The organism is Paraburkholderia solisilvae (assembly GCF_902859875.1).
In the GTDB taxonomy this organism is placed as follows: domain Bacteria; phylum Pseudomonadota; class Gammaproteobacteria; order Burkholderiales; family Burkholderiaceae; genus Paraburkholderia; species Paraburkholderia solisilvae.
Genome location: NZ_CADIKF010000073.1, coordinates 1 through 14,603, shown reverse-complemented (window position 1 = coordinate 14,603; position 14,603 = coordinate 1). Strand labels below are relative to the sequence as shown.

The following is a 14,603-nucleotide window of genomic DNA, read 5'->3' as shown; positions in this document are numbered from 1 at the left end:
TAGCGATGTTACGCGTGCGCTACGTATTCGCCGGGAGAATCAAGCCTGCGCCGCGAGAGAAGGCTTCGGGGGCGTGGAGAACTCGCTGGCTCGATGCACGTCGGCCGGCGCAATACCGTACCGCTGCTTGAACGCGTGGCTGAAATGCGAAGCGCTCGAAAATCCGCATTGCTGCGCAACCTGCTGAACCAGATTGCGATGCCAGGGTGTCGCCGTCAGCAACCGCGCGGCCCTGTCGAGACGAACCGACAGTACATATCGCATCAACGAGACGCCCTGTGCGCTAAAGAGACGTGCAAGGTGCTTGGTGGACACGCATACCTCGGCGGCAACCGACGCCGGACGCAGATCCGGATCTCCCGCATGACGTTCGATGTATTGCTTCGCCTTGTAGACAATGGCCTCCGCGGTGCGCACGCGACCGGCCGCAGGCGGCACGTCGAGGACGATATCCATCAGGTCGAGCAGCTGATCGCCGAGGCGTTGCATCACATGAACCTGTGGCACATACGACTGGCTGGCGACACATTCGATCAACGCACGCACCGACTGAACATCGGGCGACGAAACGTCCGGACAGTGTGCGCGATTCAACGTCGACCGGAATCCCCTTTCCGTCAACGCCCGGCGAGGCAGCCGCATGCTGACTCCGGTCATTCTTTCTGGAAAGATTTCCCGATAAGGCCGCTGCGGGTCAAGCAATACGATTCCACCCGGGCCGAACTCGCGTACGCCGCCTCTTTCGTCCACCAGCATCGAACCGCTCGTGACCAGCTTTAGAAACAGATAGTCGCTCGACCATTGCGACTCGTCGGCAGACATCGGCGTCACGGTCAAACATCGGATGTCTCCGCCCAGAAACACGATTTGCCCCACGCCCCATGCCTCGATCACCGAATCGAATGAAAGATTCGGATCCGCATCGGCGCGCACGCCGAATGCGTGCAAGCTGTCGTGCCACTCGTGCTGATGCGACGGACTGCGGCGATAGGTAAAGCGACGACGATTGAGAATCATGCACGGGATCTGCCAAAGGTGCGCATGGCGCGTCGAAAGGAATTTAGTCTGCTGCACTACACAGAACACGTGACGAAATGATTTATTCCGCAGGCGACCGTGCCGCCGTGCCGTTCATCCCCCTAAAACGCGCCTCTCGCACATCCACTTCACGTCTCTCGCGCACGCGCGCCGGCGACACCATGGCTACCATCCAGACATACCCTCGACGAACCGATCCGAACGAGGACATCGTCGAGCGTTTGCCGTTATGGACAGGCTTTCCAGCAACACGTAACCGATAAAAGGGCTTACATGAACAGCACGCCAGCGCCTCGCACATGGCGGGTCGGCTATCCGCATCCGCCCGACTTCAACTTCGACTACGCGCGGCTGCTGCGCGATACGTCGCAATCCGGCGTTGCCCGAAACGTCAAACCCGGTCTGCGCGTCGCCGTCATCGGCGCCGGTATTGCCGGGTTGGCCGCCGCCCACGAGCTGTTTCGTTGCGGCGTGACCGATCTCGACCTGTATGAAGCGTCCGATCGCATCGGCGGACGGGTGCGCTCGCAACCCGTTGACGGCCAGCACACCGTATTCGAACTCGGCGCGATGCGCATCCCGATGTTTACGCACGATGACGGTGAGGCGGCTATCTTCGCTCAGTATGCGAAGCATTTCGGTTTGACCTCGCAGCCTTTTCCGACGGCGCAGACGAGCGATGTCTCATTCGGCCTGTACTCCGCGCACGATGCGTCGTTCAGGGTGAAGCCGCGGGACGGCGATCTGCCGGTCGCGCCCGAGGTCAAGATTGTCCGGCAAAAGTGGCTATCGTTCGCCTCCCGTTTTATGACGGCCGTGCGTGCGTCATTCGATACACCGTTGTGGCCCGCGTTCTGGCACGCCGTCGAGCAGCGCTATTGGCGGGACAGCTTCCGCACCGTCATGCTCACACCACCGATGGAATACGACCCGCGCGGCCCGTCCGCCGATCTGGGCGGCGCAGGCATGAGCGAACGCGAATTGTGCGTTCTCGCGCGTGTGGGCATTGGCGAGGGACCGTGGTCCGCGTATCTGGACTTTTCGTCCATGCTGCTGTTCCGGCTCCTGTTCTTCGGCTACTTCGACGATTTGCACCTGATTCAGGGACGCTTCGATGCCGACGGCGACCATGCGGGCGGGCCGCATGCAAACGACGCAACGCTCGTCGACAGTCTCGGGCAGCCGCTCGCCGCACCGAGGTATCTCGGCTTGCAATCGATCGCGGAAGCGTTGCTGTACTGTCCGGTGCAAAGTGCGCATGTCGCCCCGATCTCGCTCTACGACGCATCGCGCGGCGATCGTTATCGGGTTCGACTCTTCACACGCAGCCCGGTGCAATCGATCGAGCGCGCGGATCAAAAGGTTTCGATCAGCTGCGGCGCGCATCGGCGCGACTATGATGCGGTGCTGCTGACCGCACCGATGTCCGGCAACCGATGCGCGATACGCATGAGCGGCTTTAGCGAAGCCGAATTGCCGCCCGATGTGCTCGGCGCCGATCGCATGTCGCACTGGTTCGCGTGTTCGAAGGTGTATGTGGCCTTAAAGGAGCGCTATTGGGAACAGTCGTCCATTCCGCAACTCGTCGCATCGGACAACTTTCTCGAAACGAGTTACGCGTATGCGGTGCAGACCGCGCGCGTGTCGGACCCAGGCGTGCTGCTGCTGAGTTACACGTGGGACGAACTGTCGAACAATCTGTTGAGTGAGGCAAACGACGCCGATCTCGTATCGCGTTGCATCGCAACGCTCGATCAGATGCTTGCTGAAAGCGGCATCGGCGGAAAGATCTCCGATTACGTCGACGAACGGCAGTCGGCGGTGATCCACTGGTATCGCCAACCGACGATACGCGGTGCGGGCCGCGTGTACCGCGCAGGCATCGCGCAGCCGAATCATGCGCTGGTCGGCTACAACCAGACGCATAGTGCGAAGTCGAAACTCTATCTGGGGGGCGAAGCGTTTGCGATCGACGGCGGCTGGGTCGAATCCGCGCTACGAATGGCGTTCGATGCAGTGTTGCATCTGCTGCATCATCACCACGCCGAGTTTGCCGGCGGCTTCCAGTTCGAGTCGATGTATCCGCGTCGCGGCGTCGAGCGCTTCACCGTATAACTCGACGTGACGACCTGCGGAAAGGGCAAGCAGCCTCAGGCCCGCTACAGCATACCGAGTTCAAGGCGCGCGGCCTCGGTCATCCGCGCCTTGGACCACGGCGGGTCCCAAACGAGTTCGACCTTCACGTCACGCACGCCCGCGAGTGAGAACACCTCTTCCTCGACGACCGACGGAAAGGTTTCAGCGACCGGACACGCCGGCGCCGTCAACGTCATCTGGATCTCGACGCGGCCTTCGTCCTCATTCACTTTCAGATCGTAGATCAAGCCGAGGTCATAGATATTGACCGGAATTTCCGGGTCGTACAGCGACCGCAATGCATCGACGACCCGCTCTTTCAGCGCGAGATCGCTGTCGCCGCCAAACGATTCGCCGCTCATTCTTCGTGCTCCGCGCCTTGCAACGCAGCCTCGAGGGTCCGCCATGCGAGCGTCGCGCATTTGACGCGCGCCGGAAACTCGCGCACACCGGCGAGAATTGTTGTTTTGCCAAGCCCCTCGGTGTCGCGCTGTGCCGGCTCATCTTCGCTCGTCACCATGCCGTGGAAACGCTGAATCAGCGCTTCTGCCTGCTCAAGCGTCTTGCCCTTGATCAGATCGGTCATCAGCGACGCCGACGCGGTTGCGATCGCGCAGCCCTCGCCGTCGAAACCGACCTCGGTCACGATGCCGTCCTCGACACGCAGCGCAAGCTTGACGCGGTCGCCGCACAGCGGGTTGTAGCCTTCGGCCGCGTGGCTTGCGTGATCGACGTCGTGCCGGTTGTGCGGACTCCGGTAGTGATCGAAGATGACCTGCTGATAAAGCTCGCGAATATCGCTCATGATCTGAACAGCTCCTTCGCATAGGCGAGGCCGTTCACCAATGCGTCGATTTCTTCATGCGTGTTGTACAGCGCAAGCGACGCGCGTACGGTTGCCGGCACATTGAAGCGGGCCATTGCCGGCATCGCGCAGTGGTGGCCGGCGCGCACCGCGATACCCCCATCGCTGAGAATCGAACCGACGTCGTGTGCATGAATGCCGTCGACGACGAACGACAGAATGCCGGACTTGCTGGCCGCGGTGCCGATCAGCGTCACACCGTCGATGCGTTGCAGTTCCGCTGCCGCATACTCGAGCAGCGCATGCTCGCATGCTTCGATCGCGCCGAACCCCACCGTGCCGAGATAATCGATCGCCGCCGCGAGACCGATGGCGCCCGCAATATTGGGCGTGCCGGCCTCGAATTTCCACGGCAGCTCGTTATACGTGGTCTTGTCGAACGACACGGTGCGGATCATGTCTCCTCCGCCTTGCCACGGAGGCATCGCATCGAGCCATTGGGTCTTGCCATACAACACGCCGATACCGGTCGGGCCATACAGCTTATGCCCGGAAAACGCGTAAAAATCGCAATCGAGCTCGAGCACATCGACGGACATATGCGCGACTGCCTGCGCGCCGTCCAGTAACACTGGAATGCCGCGATCGTGCGCCATCGCGATCAGCGTGCGGACCGGATTGACGGTGCCAAGCGCATTCGACACATGCGCAAGCGCGACAAGCTTCGTGCGCCGACCCAGCAGTCGTTCATAAGCTTGAACGTCAAGCGTACCGGTATCGTCGACCGGCACCACCTTCAGTACCGCGCCGGTCTGCTCGCATACAAGCTGCCACGGAACGATATTCGAATGATGCTCGAGCGTGGTCAGTACGATTTCATCGCCCGGCTGCAAGCGCGGCCGCGCGAAACTGTGCGCAACGAGATTGATCGCCTCCGTCGTACCGCGCACAAAGACAATTTCCGACGTATGCGCGGCATGGATAAACTTCGCGACGGTTGCGCGCGAGCGCTCGTACGCGCCGGTCGCCTGTTCCGCTAGCCAGTGAACGCCTCGGTGCACGTTCGAATTCATGTTGCGGTAATAGTCGGACTCCGCTTCGATCACGCCATACGGCTTTTGGGTGGTCGCCGCGTTGTCGAGATAAACGAGCGGCTTGCCGTTCGGGCGCGTGTCGAGAATCGGGAAATCGCGGCGCCACACCCGCACCAGGTCTTCGCGCTCAAGATCGATTCGTTTCATCATGCGTCTCCTGCGTCGGCGGGTGCGTCGGCCATCCGCGTCAACAATGCGGCCTCGAGCCGCGCCTTCAACGGCTCGATCGTCACCCGATCGATCACGTCGCGCGCGAATGCGAACGTCAGCAGCGCGCGTGCGGCCCGTTCATCGATGCCGCGCGCACGCAGGTAAAAGAGCTGCGCTTCGTCGAGCTGTCCGACCGTGGTGCCGTGCGTGCAACGCACGTCATCGGCGAAAATTTCGAGCTGTGGCTTGGTGTCGATTTCGGCATTGCGCGACAGCAGCAGATTGTGGTTTGCCTGGTCGGCGTCCGTTCTCTGCGCGTCCTGGCGCACGACGATACGTCCATTGAATACGCCGTGCGCGGCGCCGTCGAGCACGCCGCGATAAGTCTCGCGGCTCGCGCATTGCGGATGCGCGTGATCGATCATCGTGTAATGATCGAGGTGCTGCCGGCCGCCGCCGACGTAGAGTCCATCGAGCGTGGTCGACGTGCCGGGAGCCGCCAGCGTCACCTTGACGGTCGAACGCGCAAGGCTGCCGCCAAACGAAAACACATACGACGCGAAGCGGCTCGCGCGGCCCTGCCCGGCGATCACCGCGCCGGTATGCACCGCATTCTGCCCTTCCTGCTGCACGCGGTAGTGTTGCACATCGGCTTCGTCGTCTGCCGAGACGCGCGTAACCGCGTTCGTGTAATACCCATCGCCGGTGCAGCCGATGAACTGCTCGATCACAGCACCACGCGCACGCGCGCCCGCCACGATCAGGTTCGACGGCTGCACCGCGAGGTCGCCTTCGCCGCCGATGAAAATCACATGCAGCGGTTTGTCGAGCACGGTGTCAGGCGGAAGAAGCAGCACATAACCATCCCGTGCGAATGCGGCGTTGAATGCGTCGAGACCGTCGGACCATGCGGGCTGCGCGAGCGCGGATTGTACGCGCCCGGGCATCTGCGACAACGCGGCCGCGAGGCTGCCGATAAATACCCCCGGCGGCAGCCCGCCGATATCCGATAACTCCGGCACTTCGATGCCGTCGACCAGTACAAGCCGATGCGCGCCGGCCAGTGCATGCACCCGTGCCAGGCGTTCGGCCTCGCCCCGGTGATCGCCGGCCGGCACGAAACGCAACGGCTTCTGGTTCAATACGTCGAGGTTCGTGTACTTCCATGCCTCGTCCGCGCGGGTCGGAAAGCCCTGCACACGGAACTGTTCGAATGCACGCAAGCGCCGCTCACCCATCCACGGCAACTGCGCGCCCGGCAAGGTGGGCGCAAGCGCCTTGAACACATGTGTCAAATGATCGAGCGATTCGTTCTTCATACCGCCACCTGCGCGGATGCGGACGGCTCATCGGCGCCCTCGCCGAGCCAGCCGTAACCGCGCTGTTCGAGTTCGAGCGCAAGCTCGCGCGTACCGGAGCGCACGATCTTGCCGCGCGACAGCACATGCACATAGTCCGGCACGATGTAATCGAGCAGGCGCTGATAGTGCGTGACCATCACAATCGCGCGCTCGGGGCTGCGCATCGCGTTGACGCCCTTGGCAACGAGTTGCAGTGCATCGATATCGAGGCCCGAGTCGGTTTCGTCGAGAATCGCAAGCTTCGGCTCGAGCACCGCCATTTGCAGGATTTCATTGCGTTTCTTTTCGCCGCCGGAAAAGCCCTCGTTGACCGCGCGATGCAGCAGGTCGTCATTCATCTGCATCGCCGCCATCCTGGCGCGCAGCAGCTCGAGAAAATCGATCGCGTCGAGTTCCGGTTCGCCGCGATGCCGGCGCTGCGCATTGAGCGCCGCTTTCAACAGATACACGTTGCTGACGCCCGGAATTTCGACCGGATACTGGAACGCCAGAAAAATGCCCTCGCGGGCGCGCATTTCCGGCGCAAGCTCGAGCAGATTCGAACCGAACCACGACACCTCGCCGCCGGTAATCTCGAACTGATCGCGGCCGGCCAGCACGTTGGCGAGCGTGCTCTTGCCGGAGCCGTTCGGCCCCATGATCGCGTGGACCTCGCCCGGCTTCACGTCGAGGTCGATGCCGCGCAAAATGTCCTTGCCTTCGACCGTCGCATGTAAATTTCTGATTCTCAGCATGATTGAATGCTCCTTGCGGTTCCTGCCTTGCGGTTCCTGCCTTGCGGTTCCTGCCTTGTGGTTCCTGCCTTGCGGTTCTTGCCTTTCGCTTTGCTTCCCGCTTTTGCTGTACGTTATCCGACACTGCCTTCGAGACTGATGCCGAGCAGCTTCTGCGCCTCGACCGCAAACTCCATCGGCAACTGGTCGAACACTTCCTTGCAGAACCCGTTGACGATCATCGATACCGCGTCCTCGGCCGATAAACCGCGCTGCATGCAGTAGAACAACTGGTCTTCGCCGACGCGCGATGTCGAGGCTTCGTGCTCGACCTTCGCGGTCGGATTCTTCACCTCGATATACGGGAAGGTATGCGCGCTGCAGCGGTCGCCCATCAGCAGCGAGTCGCATTGCGTGAAGTTGCGCGCGCCTTCGGCCGAGCGCGCCACGCGCACGAGACCGCGATACGCATTGCTGCCGCGCCCCGCGGAAATGCCTTTCGACACGATTGTGCTGCGCGTATTCGCGCCGATATGAATCATCTTTGTGCCGGTGTCCGCCTGTTGCAGATTGTTCGTGAGCGCCACCGAGTAGAATTCGCCGATCGAGTTGTCGCCGCGCAGAATGACGCTCGGATACTTCCATGTGATCGCCGAGCCGGTTTCGACCTGCGTCCACGAAATTTTCGAATTCGGCCCGCGGCAGTCGCCGCGTTTGGTCACGAAGTTGTAGATGCCGCCGCGGCCGTTTTCGTCGCCGGGGTACCAGTTTTGCACCGTCGAGTAGCGAATTTGCGCGTCGTCGAGCGCGACCAGTTCGACCACGGCCGCATGCAGCTGGTTTTCGTCGCGCATCGGCGCCGTGCAGCCTTCGAGGTAGCTCACCTGTGCAGCCTTATCGGCAATGATCAGCGTGCGCTCGAACTGGCCGGTGTTTTGCGCATTGATGCGGAAATACGTCGACAGTTCCATCGGGCAGCGCACGCCCGGCGGGACATAGACGAACGAGCCGTCACTGAACACCGCCGCGTTCAGCGCCGCGAAGAAGTTGTCCTTATGCGAGACCACCGAGCCCAGATACTGCTGCACAAGTTCCGGGTGATTGCGCACCGCATCCGAAAACGAGCAGAAAATAATGCCGAGCGACGCGAGCTTTTCATGAAACGTCGTGGCAACGGACACGCTGTCGAACACCGCGTCGACCGCCACGCCTGCGAGCATCTCGCGTTCCTTGAGCGGCACGCCCAGCCGCTCGTACGTGCGCAGCAATTCCGGATCGACCTCCGCGAGGCTTTTCGGCCTGTCCTTGTCCGCTCTCGGCGCCGAGTAATAGACAATGGACTGATAGTCGATCGGTTCATGTTTGACCGAGCCCCATTGCGGTTCGGACAGCGTGAGCCAATGACGGTATGCGGCGAGTCGCCATTCCAGCATGAACGGCGGCTCGCCCTTTCTTGCCGAGATCGCGCGAATCACGCCTTCGTCGAGCCCGGGCGGCAACGCATCGGCCTGCACGTCTGACACAAAACCATGCTGATACTGACGGTTTACGAAGGGGTCGAGTTCGGTCATCGTGTCTGCCATGCGTACTCTCCGTGTGCTTCCTTAGCGTTTGACGATGCGTGTTCCGTATCGCATCAATCCAAGTCTAGTCTTTATCAGGATCCCTTTATGTCGATACGGGTTCATGGTCTTAGCGTGTTTGTCGGCTCTTTGTTTCACGCGCATTGACCTGCGGTTATCGCCGGGATAACGCATCGCTATCGAGCGGCAATGGATGCGGCGGCACGTTGGCCCAACACGAGGCCAAAGCGCCGCCGGTCGATCACGGTCCCATCCAGCGGTCGGTGTCCCGCATGCGTTGCTCGAGTTCCTCCAGCGTTTTCGCCGACGCCAGATATTCGTCGCGGCGCTCAAGCCATGAGTTTTCGAACCAGCGGGAGATAGAATCAAAGAAATTGCGAAGCATGACTTCACCCAATCCGGCAATGTCGATTGCGTTGCCAGGAAGGACGGTTCTCGCGATGGAGTGCTTTCGGACACGAAGCGAAAGAGGTTCCCGGCGCCGGGGAAGCGCTGGCATCAAATGCGGCGTTTCCTTATTGGGCAAATGGGGTGGAAGGCCATACATTCAATTGCTTGAGCACAACAACAGCACGTTGAACCCTGCCAAAGAGGCCACGTTTTCCACCATACGGTTGGCGGGCTGTGCCTACTGATGCAAACCCTGCTGTGCGAGCAGGTATTACGCGAGGGTTTTGGCCGCGGCCTGTTCCGCGGCCTCTTCTGCGAACGCTTGCGGCGATACGCCATAACGTTGCTTGAACAGGCGGCAGAAGTGCGCAGCCGTTGCAAAGCCGCATTGCCAGGCAATCTCGCTGGTCCGTTTGGCCCCCAGCGGGGACTGCGATAGCAGTTGCGCCGCGCGCTCGGTACGCAGCGTCCATAAATAGTGCATCGCCGATTCACCGTGTGCGCGCAAAACGCGATGCAGATGGCTTTTGGAAATGTTCAGTTCCGATGCGAGCCGTTCAATCGTCAGGCTACGATCGCCAAAACGGCTTGCGATGATTTGCCGCGCACGCAGCGCAATTGTCTCCGCGCTTCGATAACTGGAAAGCGATGCATCGTCCAGCATCGACACCAGCAACTCCAGGCAGTGGTCGCCGAACCGGTCCAGCAAGCCCCGGCTGACCGTGCGCGCCTCACGCGCCATAAACAGTACGAATTCGCGAATGGCGCGCGTATCGGCGCATTCGACGTTCGGCGTGTACAGGTTCCCGACCTGATCGCGCAACGCGCGCTCGCGCAGTGCCAGCTTCGGAATGTGCAGCGCGACGATACGCGTCGACGCGGCGAAAGATTCGCTGAACGACACGCGCGGATCGACGAGCACCATATCGCCCCGCTCGAGGCGTCGCTGCTCGCCCTTCGATTCGATCGTCAATGAACCGCTGCACACGACCTTGAACAGCAGTTGATCTTCGTAAGCCGGACTGTTCCGGATCGGCACGAGGCGGTGATGGGCAAGCTCGACGTCGGCCAGACGTAAAGGTCCCGTCTGCCATCTCTTGACACAGGCATTGCGTGGCGCGTCGCCGTCCACCGTGCAGCGAACGCCGCACCGGTCCGACAGCGTTTCAATCCATTCATCGCGGTCGTCGATGCGTGCCCGCCATGCGTTGTCGATAACAAGAGTATTCACAGCGGCACCGCTTGGGTTCGGATGGCGATGGCCGCTCCGGTTGCAACGTCAACGCAATCTGCGGCATCGAGGCGCCTTTTGTCTGCGCTTTATACGCAAACCAGGTACATCCAATCATAGCAAGGCCTTTCGCGCGGGTGTTGTCCGCACGGCTCTCGGCGATTGTCCGGAGCGCTCTCGCGATGCACATCGGGTTGCGCGCGGTCTTGCCGTCTTGCCGTCTTGCCGTCTTGCCGTCTTGCCGTCTTGCCGTCTTGCCGTCTTGCCGTCTTGCCGTCCTGCCGTCTTGCGGGCGCGGCTTCGCTTGATCCGAATGAGCATGTGTTTGATCCAGCCGGAGTGCAAACGGATGCGCCGCTCCTCCTAAAGTGGAGTCACGCCGTCGACGATGGCCACGCGACGCACCGGAAGCCGATGCCGCTCCCCCGGCGTCGAGACCGTTGCACGCACAACCCGTTTGCTATCAGGAGAAGATGATGAAGATCCGTTTCGCTACGCCCCTTGTCGCCGCGACTGCGCTCGCCGTTTCCATGATTGCCGGCGCCGCCGCCGATGCCGCGCAAGCGGGTGAACTGACGCGTGCCCAGGTGCGCGCCGAGCTAAACCAGCTGCGTGCCGCCGGCTACGACCAGTCGGTCGGTGAAGACGTCCACTATCCGGACGCGCTGCAGCAGGCACAAGCGCGCGTCAACGCGGCACACCCGGCCGTGCCGGCGCAGGACACGTCGGGCTATGGCAGCGCCGACGCGGGCACGTCCGCCACCGGCGACAGCCCAAGTCACCGTTCACCGGCGCGGCGCCACCTCGACAACGACGGCATGAAGCCGATCTATTTCGGTCAATAAGCGGGCCGGCGAGCTCAGCTCATTTCTGACTCTACTAGCGGAAGAAAATCATGAACCTCTATATCGACTTTCTGCGCGTCACGAGCCGTGGCGGCAGTCTCGGCGCGAATCTGATCCGCATTGCGCTTGCGATTGTTTTTCTGTGGATCGGCGCGTTGAAGTTCGTGCCGTATGAAGCGGACAGCATCACGCCGCTCGTCGCGCAAAGCCCTGTGATGTCGTTCTTTTACGAGCATCCGAAAGAGTACGCGCAGCACATGACGAACGAAGGGCAGCTCGTGCCTGAGCAACGCAAATGGCAACAGGCTAACAATACGTATGGCTTTTCGCGCGGACTCGGCACGCTGGAGATCATAATCGGCTTGCTGGTGCTGTCGAACTTCGTATCGCGCAATCTCGGACTGCTTGGCGGGTTGCTGTCCTTTTTCACGCCATTCGTCACGCTGTCGTTCCTGATCACGACACCCGAGACATGGGTGGCCGCGCTCGGCGATGCACAGCACGGCTTTCCGTTCCTGTCCGAGCACGGCAGGCTGATCATCAAGGATACGGTGATACTTGCGGGCGCGGTTGTGATCATGGCGGACTCGGCCAAACGCCTGCTGCTCGAGCGCGAATCGGTCAAACCGGTCACACCCGCGGCGGTCCGCCCGTCGCTGGGCAAAGAGACCCATGCCTGAGCATGCAGTCTGAACACAGTGGCTAACGCCTCTGCGCCAACACAGCTGTCACGCCCGGATTTGCTCACCGCAATCGGCGTGGTCTGCCACTTGACCGTGGCGGACCGCGCCGCGTCATTGCTTACTGCGGTTTTCCGGAAGCCAGTTGCTCATTGCGTTCCGTCAGGAACTGGATCAGTCCGTCAATGCCGCTTTGTGCGATCTTCTCGCCGAACTGCTGGCGATAAGTCTGTACGAGCCACGCGCCGACCACGTTCAGGTCGTACACGCGCCAGCCCTGCGCGGTCTTGTGCAGGCGGTAGTCGATTTCCACCGGCTGCGCGTTGGTCAGCGCGATGGTGCGCACCACCGCGTCGGTATCGTTGGGCGACGTGCGCATCGGCGGGTATTCGATTTTCTGGTCCGGCCGCAATTGCGCAAGCGCGCCGGCATACAGATGAATCAGCAACATCTGGAATTGATGCACGAGCGTCTGCTGTTGCGCGGGCGTAGCGGTTCGCCAGTAGCGGCCGATCGCGAGCTGTGTCGTGTAGGGAAAGTCGATGTACGGCAGAATGTCCCGGTTGACGATTTCCATGATGCGCGGGATGTCGTTCGGGTCGAGCGCTTGCGAATGCACTTCGTCGAGCACCTGTTGCGTCACGGTCTTGATCAGCGTCTGCGGGTCGGATTTGTCGTCGATCTGCGCGAGCGCGCTGCCGGAGAACACGAACGACGCGGCGCACGCGGCGATCAGGAAAAGCTTTTTCATTGGCGCGAATCCTCTGCGAATGCATGATGATCAGCTTCGTCGCGCATGCGCCGCGCCGGCGGCTCATGCCGCGAAACCACGGCGATCCGCGTAGGTTAGCATTGCGCAAGAAATCGCGGCGGCGAGCGTGGCAAACCGCCAGCGTGCAGGCGTTCGCCGGCTATCGCCGCTGCATGGCCAGGCGGCCTCGCGCGCCGCCACCGGATGCTGTCACCGCTCGCACCACAATGCTTCGACGCCGCGCAACGTGTTGTGATGCCGCCAATGCAGATCGTGCAGGTTCGTGATGCGCAGGTCCGGCAAACGCGTAAACAGCGTCTCGAGCGCGATGTGCAGTTCGAGCATCGCAAGCCGCGCGCCAAGGCAATAGTGAAGGCCGCCGCCGAACGACAGAATGCGCCGGTCGTTGCCCGCGCGTTCGATCATCAGCTCGTTGGGGTTGTCGAAATGCGCAGGGTCGCGATTCGCGCCGCCGAGCATCAACGAGATGGTCGCACCGCGCGGCACCGGCACGCCTTCAATTTCAATGCCGTCCTCGAGCGCAACGCGCATGCCGATCTGCACCGAACTCTCGTAGCGCATGCATTCGATGATGGTCTTTGGCAGCAGGTCCGGTTGTTCCCGCAACTTGCGAAGTTCGTGCGGATGCCGGTGCAAGCTGACGAGCGCATTGCCGATCATGTTCGACGTCGTCTCGTGCCCGGCGAAAAACAGCAGCAGCACATTCGATACGATCTCGGTGTCGGTCAGGCGCCGGCCGTCCGCCTCGACTGTCGTCAGCATCGATATCAGATCGTCGCCGGGCCGTGCGCGCCGCGCTTTCAGCACGTCGTGGAAGTATTGCTCGAGCCGCACCGTCGCATCGTTCGCGGCCGCGCGGGTCGGTTCATCCATCGAGATCGCTTCAAAGGCCTTCGCGAAACGTTCGATCGACGGGCCGATCGTCACGGCCTCTTCGAACGGCAGGTCGAGCACGCCAGCAATCACCTGCACCGGCAGCGGCAACGCGTAGCTGCTCACGAGATCGAACGCGGCGTCGCGCGGCAACTCGCTGACGAGGCGTTCGGCGGTGGCACGGGTCACTTCGCGCAGTTTCTCCACCTGGCGCGCGTTGAACGCCTGCATCAGCAACGCGCGCAGCGGCGTGTGCTCAGGCGGGTCCATCATGATGAACATGCGGCCAAGTGCCTGGAAGACCGGTTGCGCCGCGTGTGCTTCACCATAGCGCCGCACGACGCTTGGCAGGTAATGCCGGCCGAGGCGCCGGTCGTCGAGCAACGCTGTCACCGCTGAATAGCGCGCCGTCGCGAAGCGCCTGCCGTCCGGTGTCAGCGAAACCAGCGGCCCTTGCGCGCGCAGTGCTTCGTAGTACTGGTAGGGATCAGCGAAAAAAGCAGGAGACTGAAATATAGGGGCGTTCATCGGCGGGCTTCCCTCAATCGACAACGAAGGACGCCGGGCGACGTCCTCCTTCGATTACAGCCCTCGCCGCGCTTTTATTCCTTTTTTATTACGCGCCTACTCAGTTGCGGAACTCGTCGACGCCGCGTGCGAAGGCGCCGCAGCCGGCGCGTCGTGCTCGGGTGCCGATTGCATGGGTACCGATTGCTCGGGCGCCGATTGCGACGGCGCCGATTGCACAGGCGTTGATTGCCCGGACGCCGATTGCGACGGCGTCGACTGCGCAGGCGCCGATTCAACGGGCGCCGTTTGGTCGGAAGCCGATTCTGCCGCAGCCTCCTCGCGCACAGGCGACGCCGTTTCGTTTCCAGGCGCCGCTGCTTCGCCGGCAGCGGGCGGCGAGCCCGCGCCGTCCGCATGGCGCG

At 61.9% G+C, this 14,603-nt stretch carries 14 protein-coding genes; 3 read left to right on the top strand and 11 right to left on the bottom strand.

Annotated elements, in window-relative coordinates:
* Positions 1 to 39: 39 nt before the first annotated feature.
* Positions 40 to 1,017, bottom strand: coding sequence for a helix-turn-helix domain-containing protein (locus HV675_RS29460; protein ID WP_175114986.1), 978 nt, complete (start codon positions 1,015 to 1,017; stop codon positions 40 to 42).
* Positions 1,018 to 1,311: 294 nt separating this feature from the next.
* Between HV675_RS29460 and HV675_RS29455 the strand changes: the two genes are divergently transcribed.
* Positions 1,312 to 3,153, top strand: a complete 1,842-nt coding sequence (locus tag HV675_RS29455; protein ID WP_175114985.1) for an FAD-dependent oxidoreductase — start codon at positions 1,312 to 1,314, stop codon at positions 3,151 to 3,153.
* Positions 3,154 to 3,197: 44 nt separating this feature from the next.
* Here HV675_RS29455 and HV675_RS29450 read toward each other — a convergent pair whose 3' ends face one another.
* From HV675_RS29450 to HV675_RS29415, 8 genes are all read right to left on the bottom strand, one after another.
* The gene (locus HV675_RS29450) at positions 3,198 to 3,536 is read right to left on the bottom strand and encodes an SUF system Fe-S cluster assembly protein (RefSeq protein WP_175114984.1); all 339 of its coding nucleotides are present in this window, start codon (positions 3,534 to 3,536) and stop codon (positions 3,198 to 3,200) included.
* Entirely contained in the window at positions 3,533 to 3,979 is a 447-nt protein-coding gene (sufU, locus tag HV675_RS29445) for a Fe-S cluster assembly sulfur transfer protein SufU (RefSeq protein WP_175114983.1), read from the bottom strand. The genes HV675_RS29450 and sufU overlap by 4 nt, the downstream gene beginning before the upstream one ends.
* Positions 3,976 to 5,220 carry a cysteine desulfurase gene (locus HV675_RS29440; protein WP_175114982.1) on the bottom strand — a complete coding sequence of 415 codons (1,245 nt, stop codon included), beginning with the start codon at positions 5,218 to 5,220 and terminating at the stop codon, positions 3,976 to 3,978. Before HV675_RS29440 ends, sufU begins: the two co-directional genes overlap by 4 nt.
* Positions 5,220 to 6,542, bottom strand: coding sequence for a Fe-S cluster assembly protein SufD (gene sufD, locus HV675_RS29435; RefSeq protein WP_175114981.1), 1,323 nt, complete (start codon positions 6,540 to 6,542; stop codon positions 5,220 to 5,222). The genes HV675_RS29440 and sufD overlap by 1 nt, the downstream gene beginning before the upstream one ends.
* A complete protein-coding gene (gene sufC / locus HV675_RS29430; RefSeq protein WP_175114980.1) occupies positions 6,539 to 7,318 on the bottom strand; it encodes a Fe-S cluster assembly ATPase SufC in 780 nt (259 codons plus the stop codon). Before sufC ends, sufD begins: the two co-directional genes overlap by 4 nt.
* Positions 7,319 to 7,431: 113 nt before the next feature.
* On the bottom strand, positions 7,432 to 8,880 hold the full coding sequence (sufB, locus tag HV675_RS29425) for a Fe-S cluster assembly protein SufB (RefSeq protein WP_175114979.1): 1,449 nt from the start codon (positions 8,878 to 8,880) through the stop codon (positions 7,432 to 7,434).
* Positions 8,881 to 9,121: 241 nt separating this feature from the next.
* On the bottom strand, positions 9,122 to 9,379 hold the full coding sequence (locus HV675_RS29420; protein WP_175114978.1) for a hypothetical protein: 258 nt from the start codon (positions 9,377 to 9,379) through the stop codon (positions 9,122 to 9,124).
* 162 nt (positions 9,380 to 9,541) lie between these two features.
* Positions 9,542 to 10,501, bottom strand: a complete 960-nt coding sequence (locus HV675_RS29415) for an AraC family transcriptional regulator (protein ID WP_175114977.1) — start codon at positions 10,499 to 10,501, stop codon at positions 9,542 to 9,544.
* Between the two features lie 473 nt (positions 10,502 to 10,974).
* On the opposite strand from HV675_RS29415, the gene HV675_RS29410 reads away from it, so the two are divergent.
* Entirely contained in the window at positions 10,975 to 11,346 is a 372-nt protein-coding gene (locus tag HV675_RS29410; protein ID WP_246270623.1) for a DUF4148 domain-containing protein, read from the top strand.
* 50 nt (positions 11,347 to 11,396) lie between these two features.
* Positions 11,397 to 12,026, top strand: coding sequence for a reactive chlorine resistance membrane protein RclC (rclC, locus tag HV675_RS29405; protein ID WP_175114976.1), 630 nt, complete (start codon positions 11,397 to 11,399; stop codon positions 12,024 to 12,026).
* 121 nt (positions 12,027 to 12,147) lie between these two features.
* Here rclC and HV675_RS29400 read toward each other — a convergent pair whose 3' ends face one another.
* Entirely contained in the window at positions 12,148 to 12,777 is a 630-nt protein-coding gene (locus HV675_RS29400; protein WP_175114975.1) for an MlaC/ttg2D family ABC transporter substrate-binding protein, read from the bottom strand.
* A 210-nt stretch (positions 12,778 to 12,987) separates the two neighbouring features.
* On the bottom strand, positions 12,988 to 14,199 hold the full coding sequence (locus tag HV675_RS29395; protein WP_175114974.1) for a cytochrome P450: 1,212 nt from the start codon (positions 14,197 to 14,199) through the stop codon (positions 12,988 to 12,990).
* Between the last annotated feature and the right edge of the window lie 404 nt (positions 14,200 to 14,603).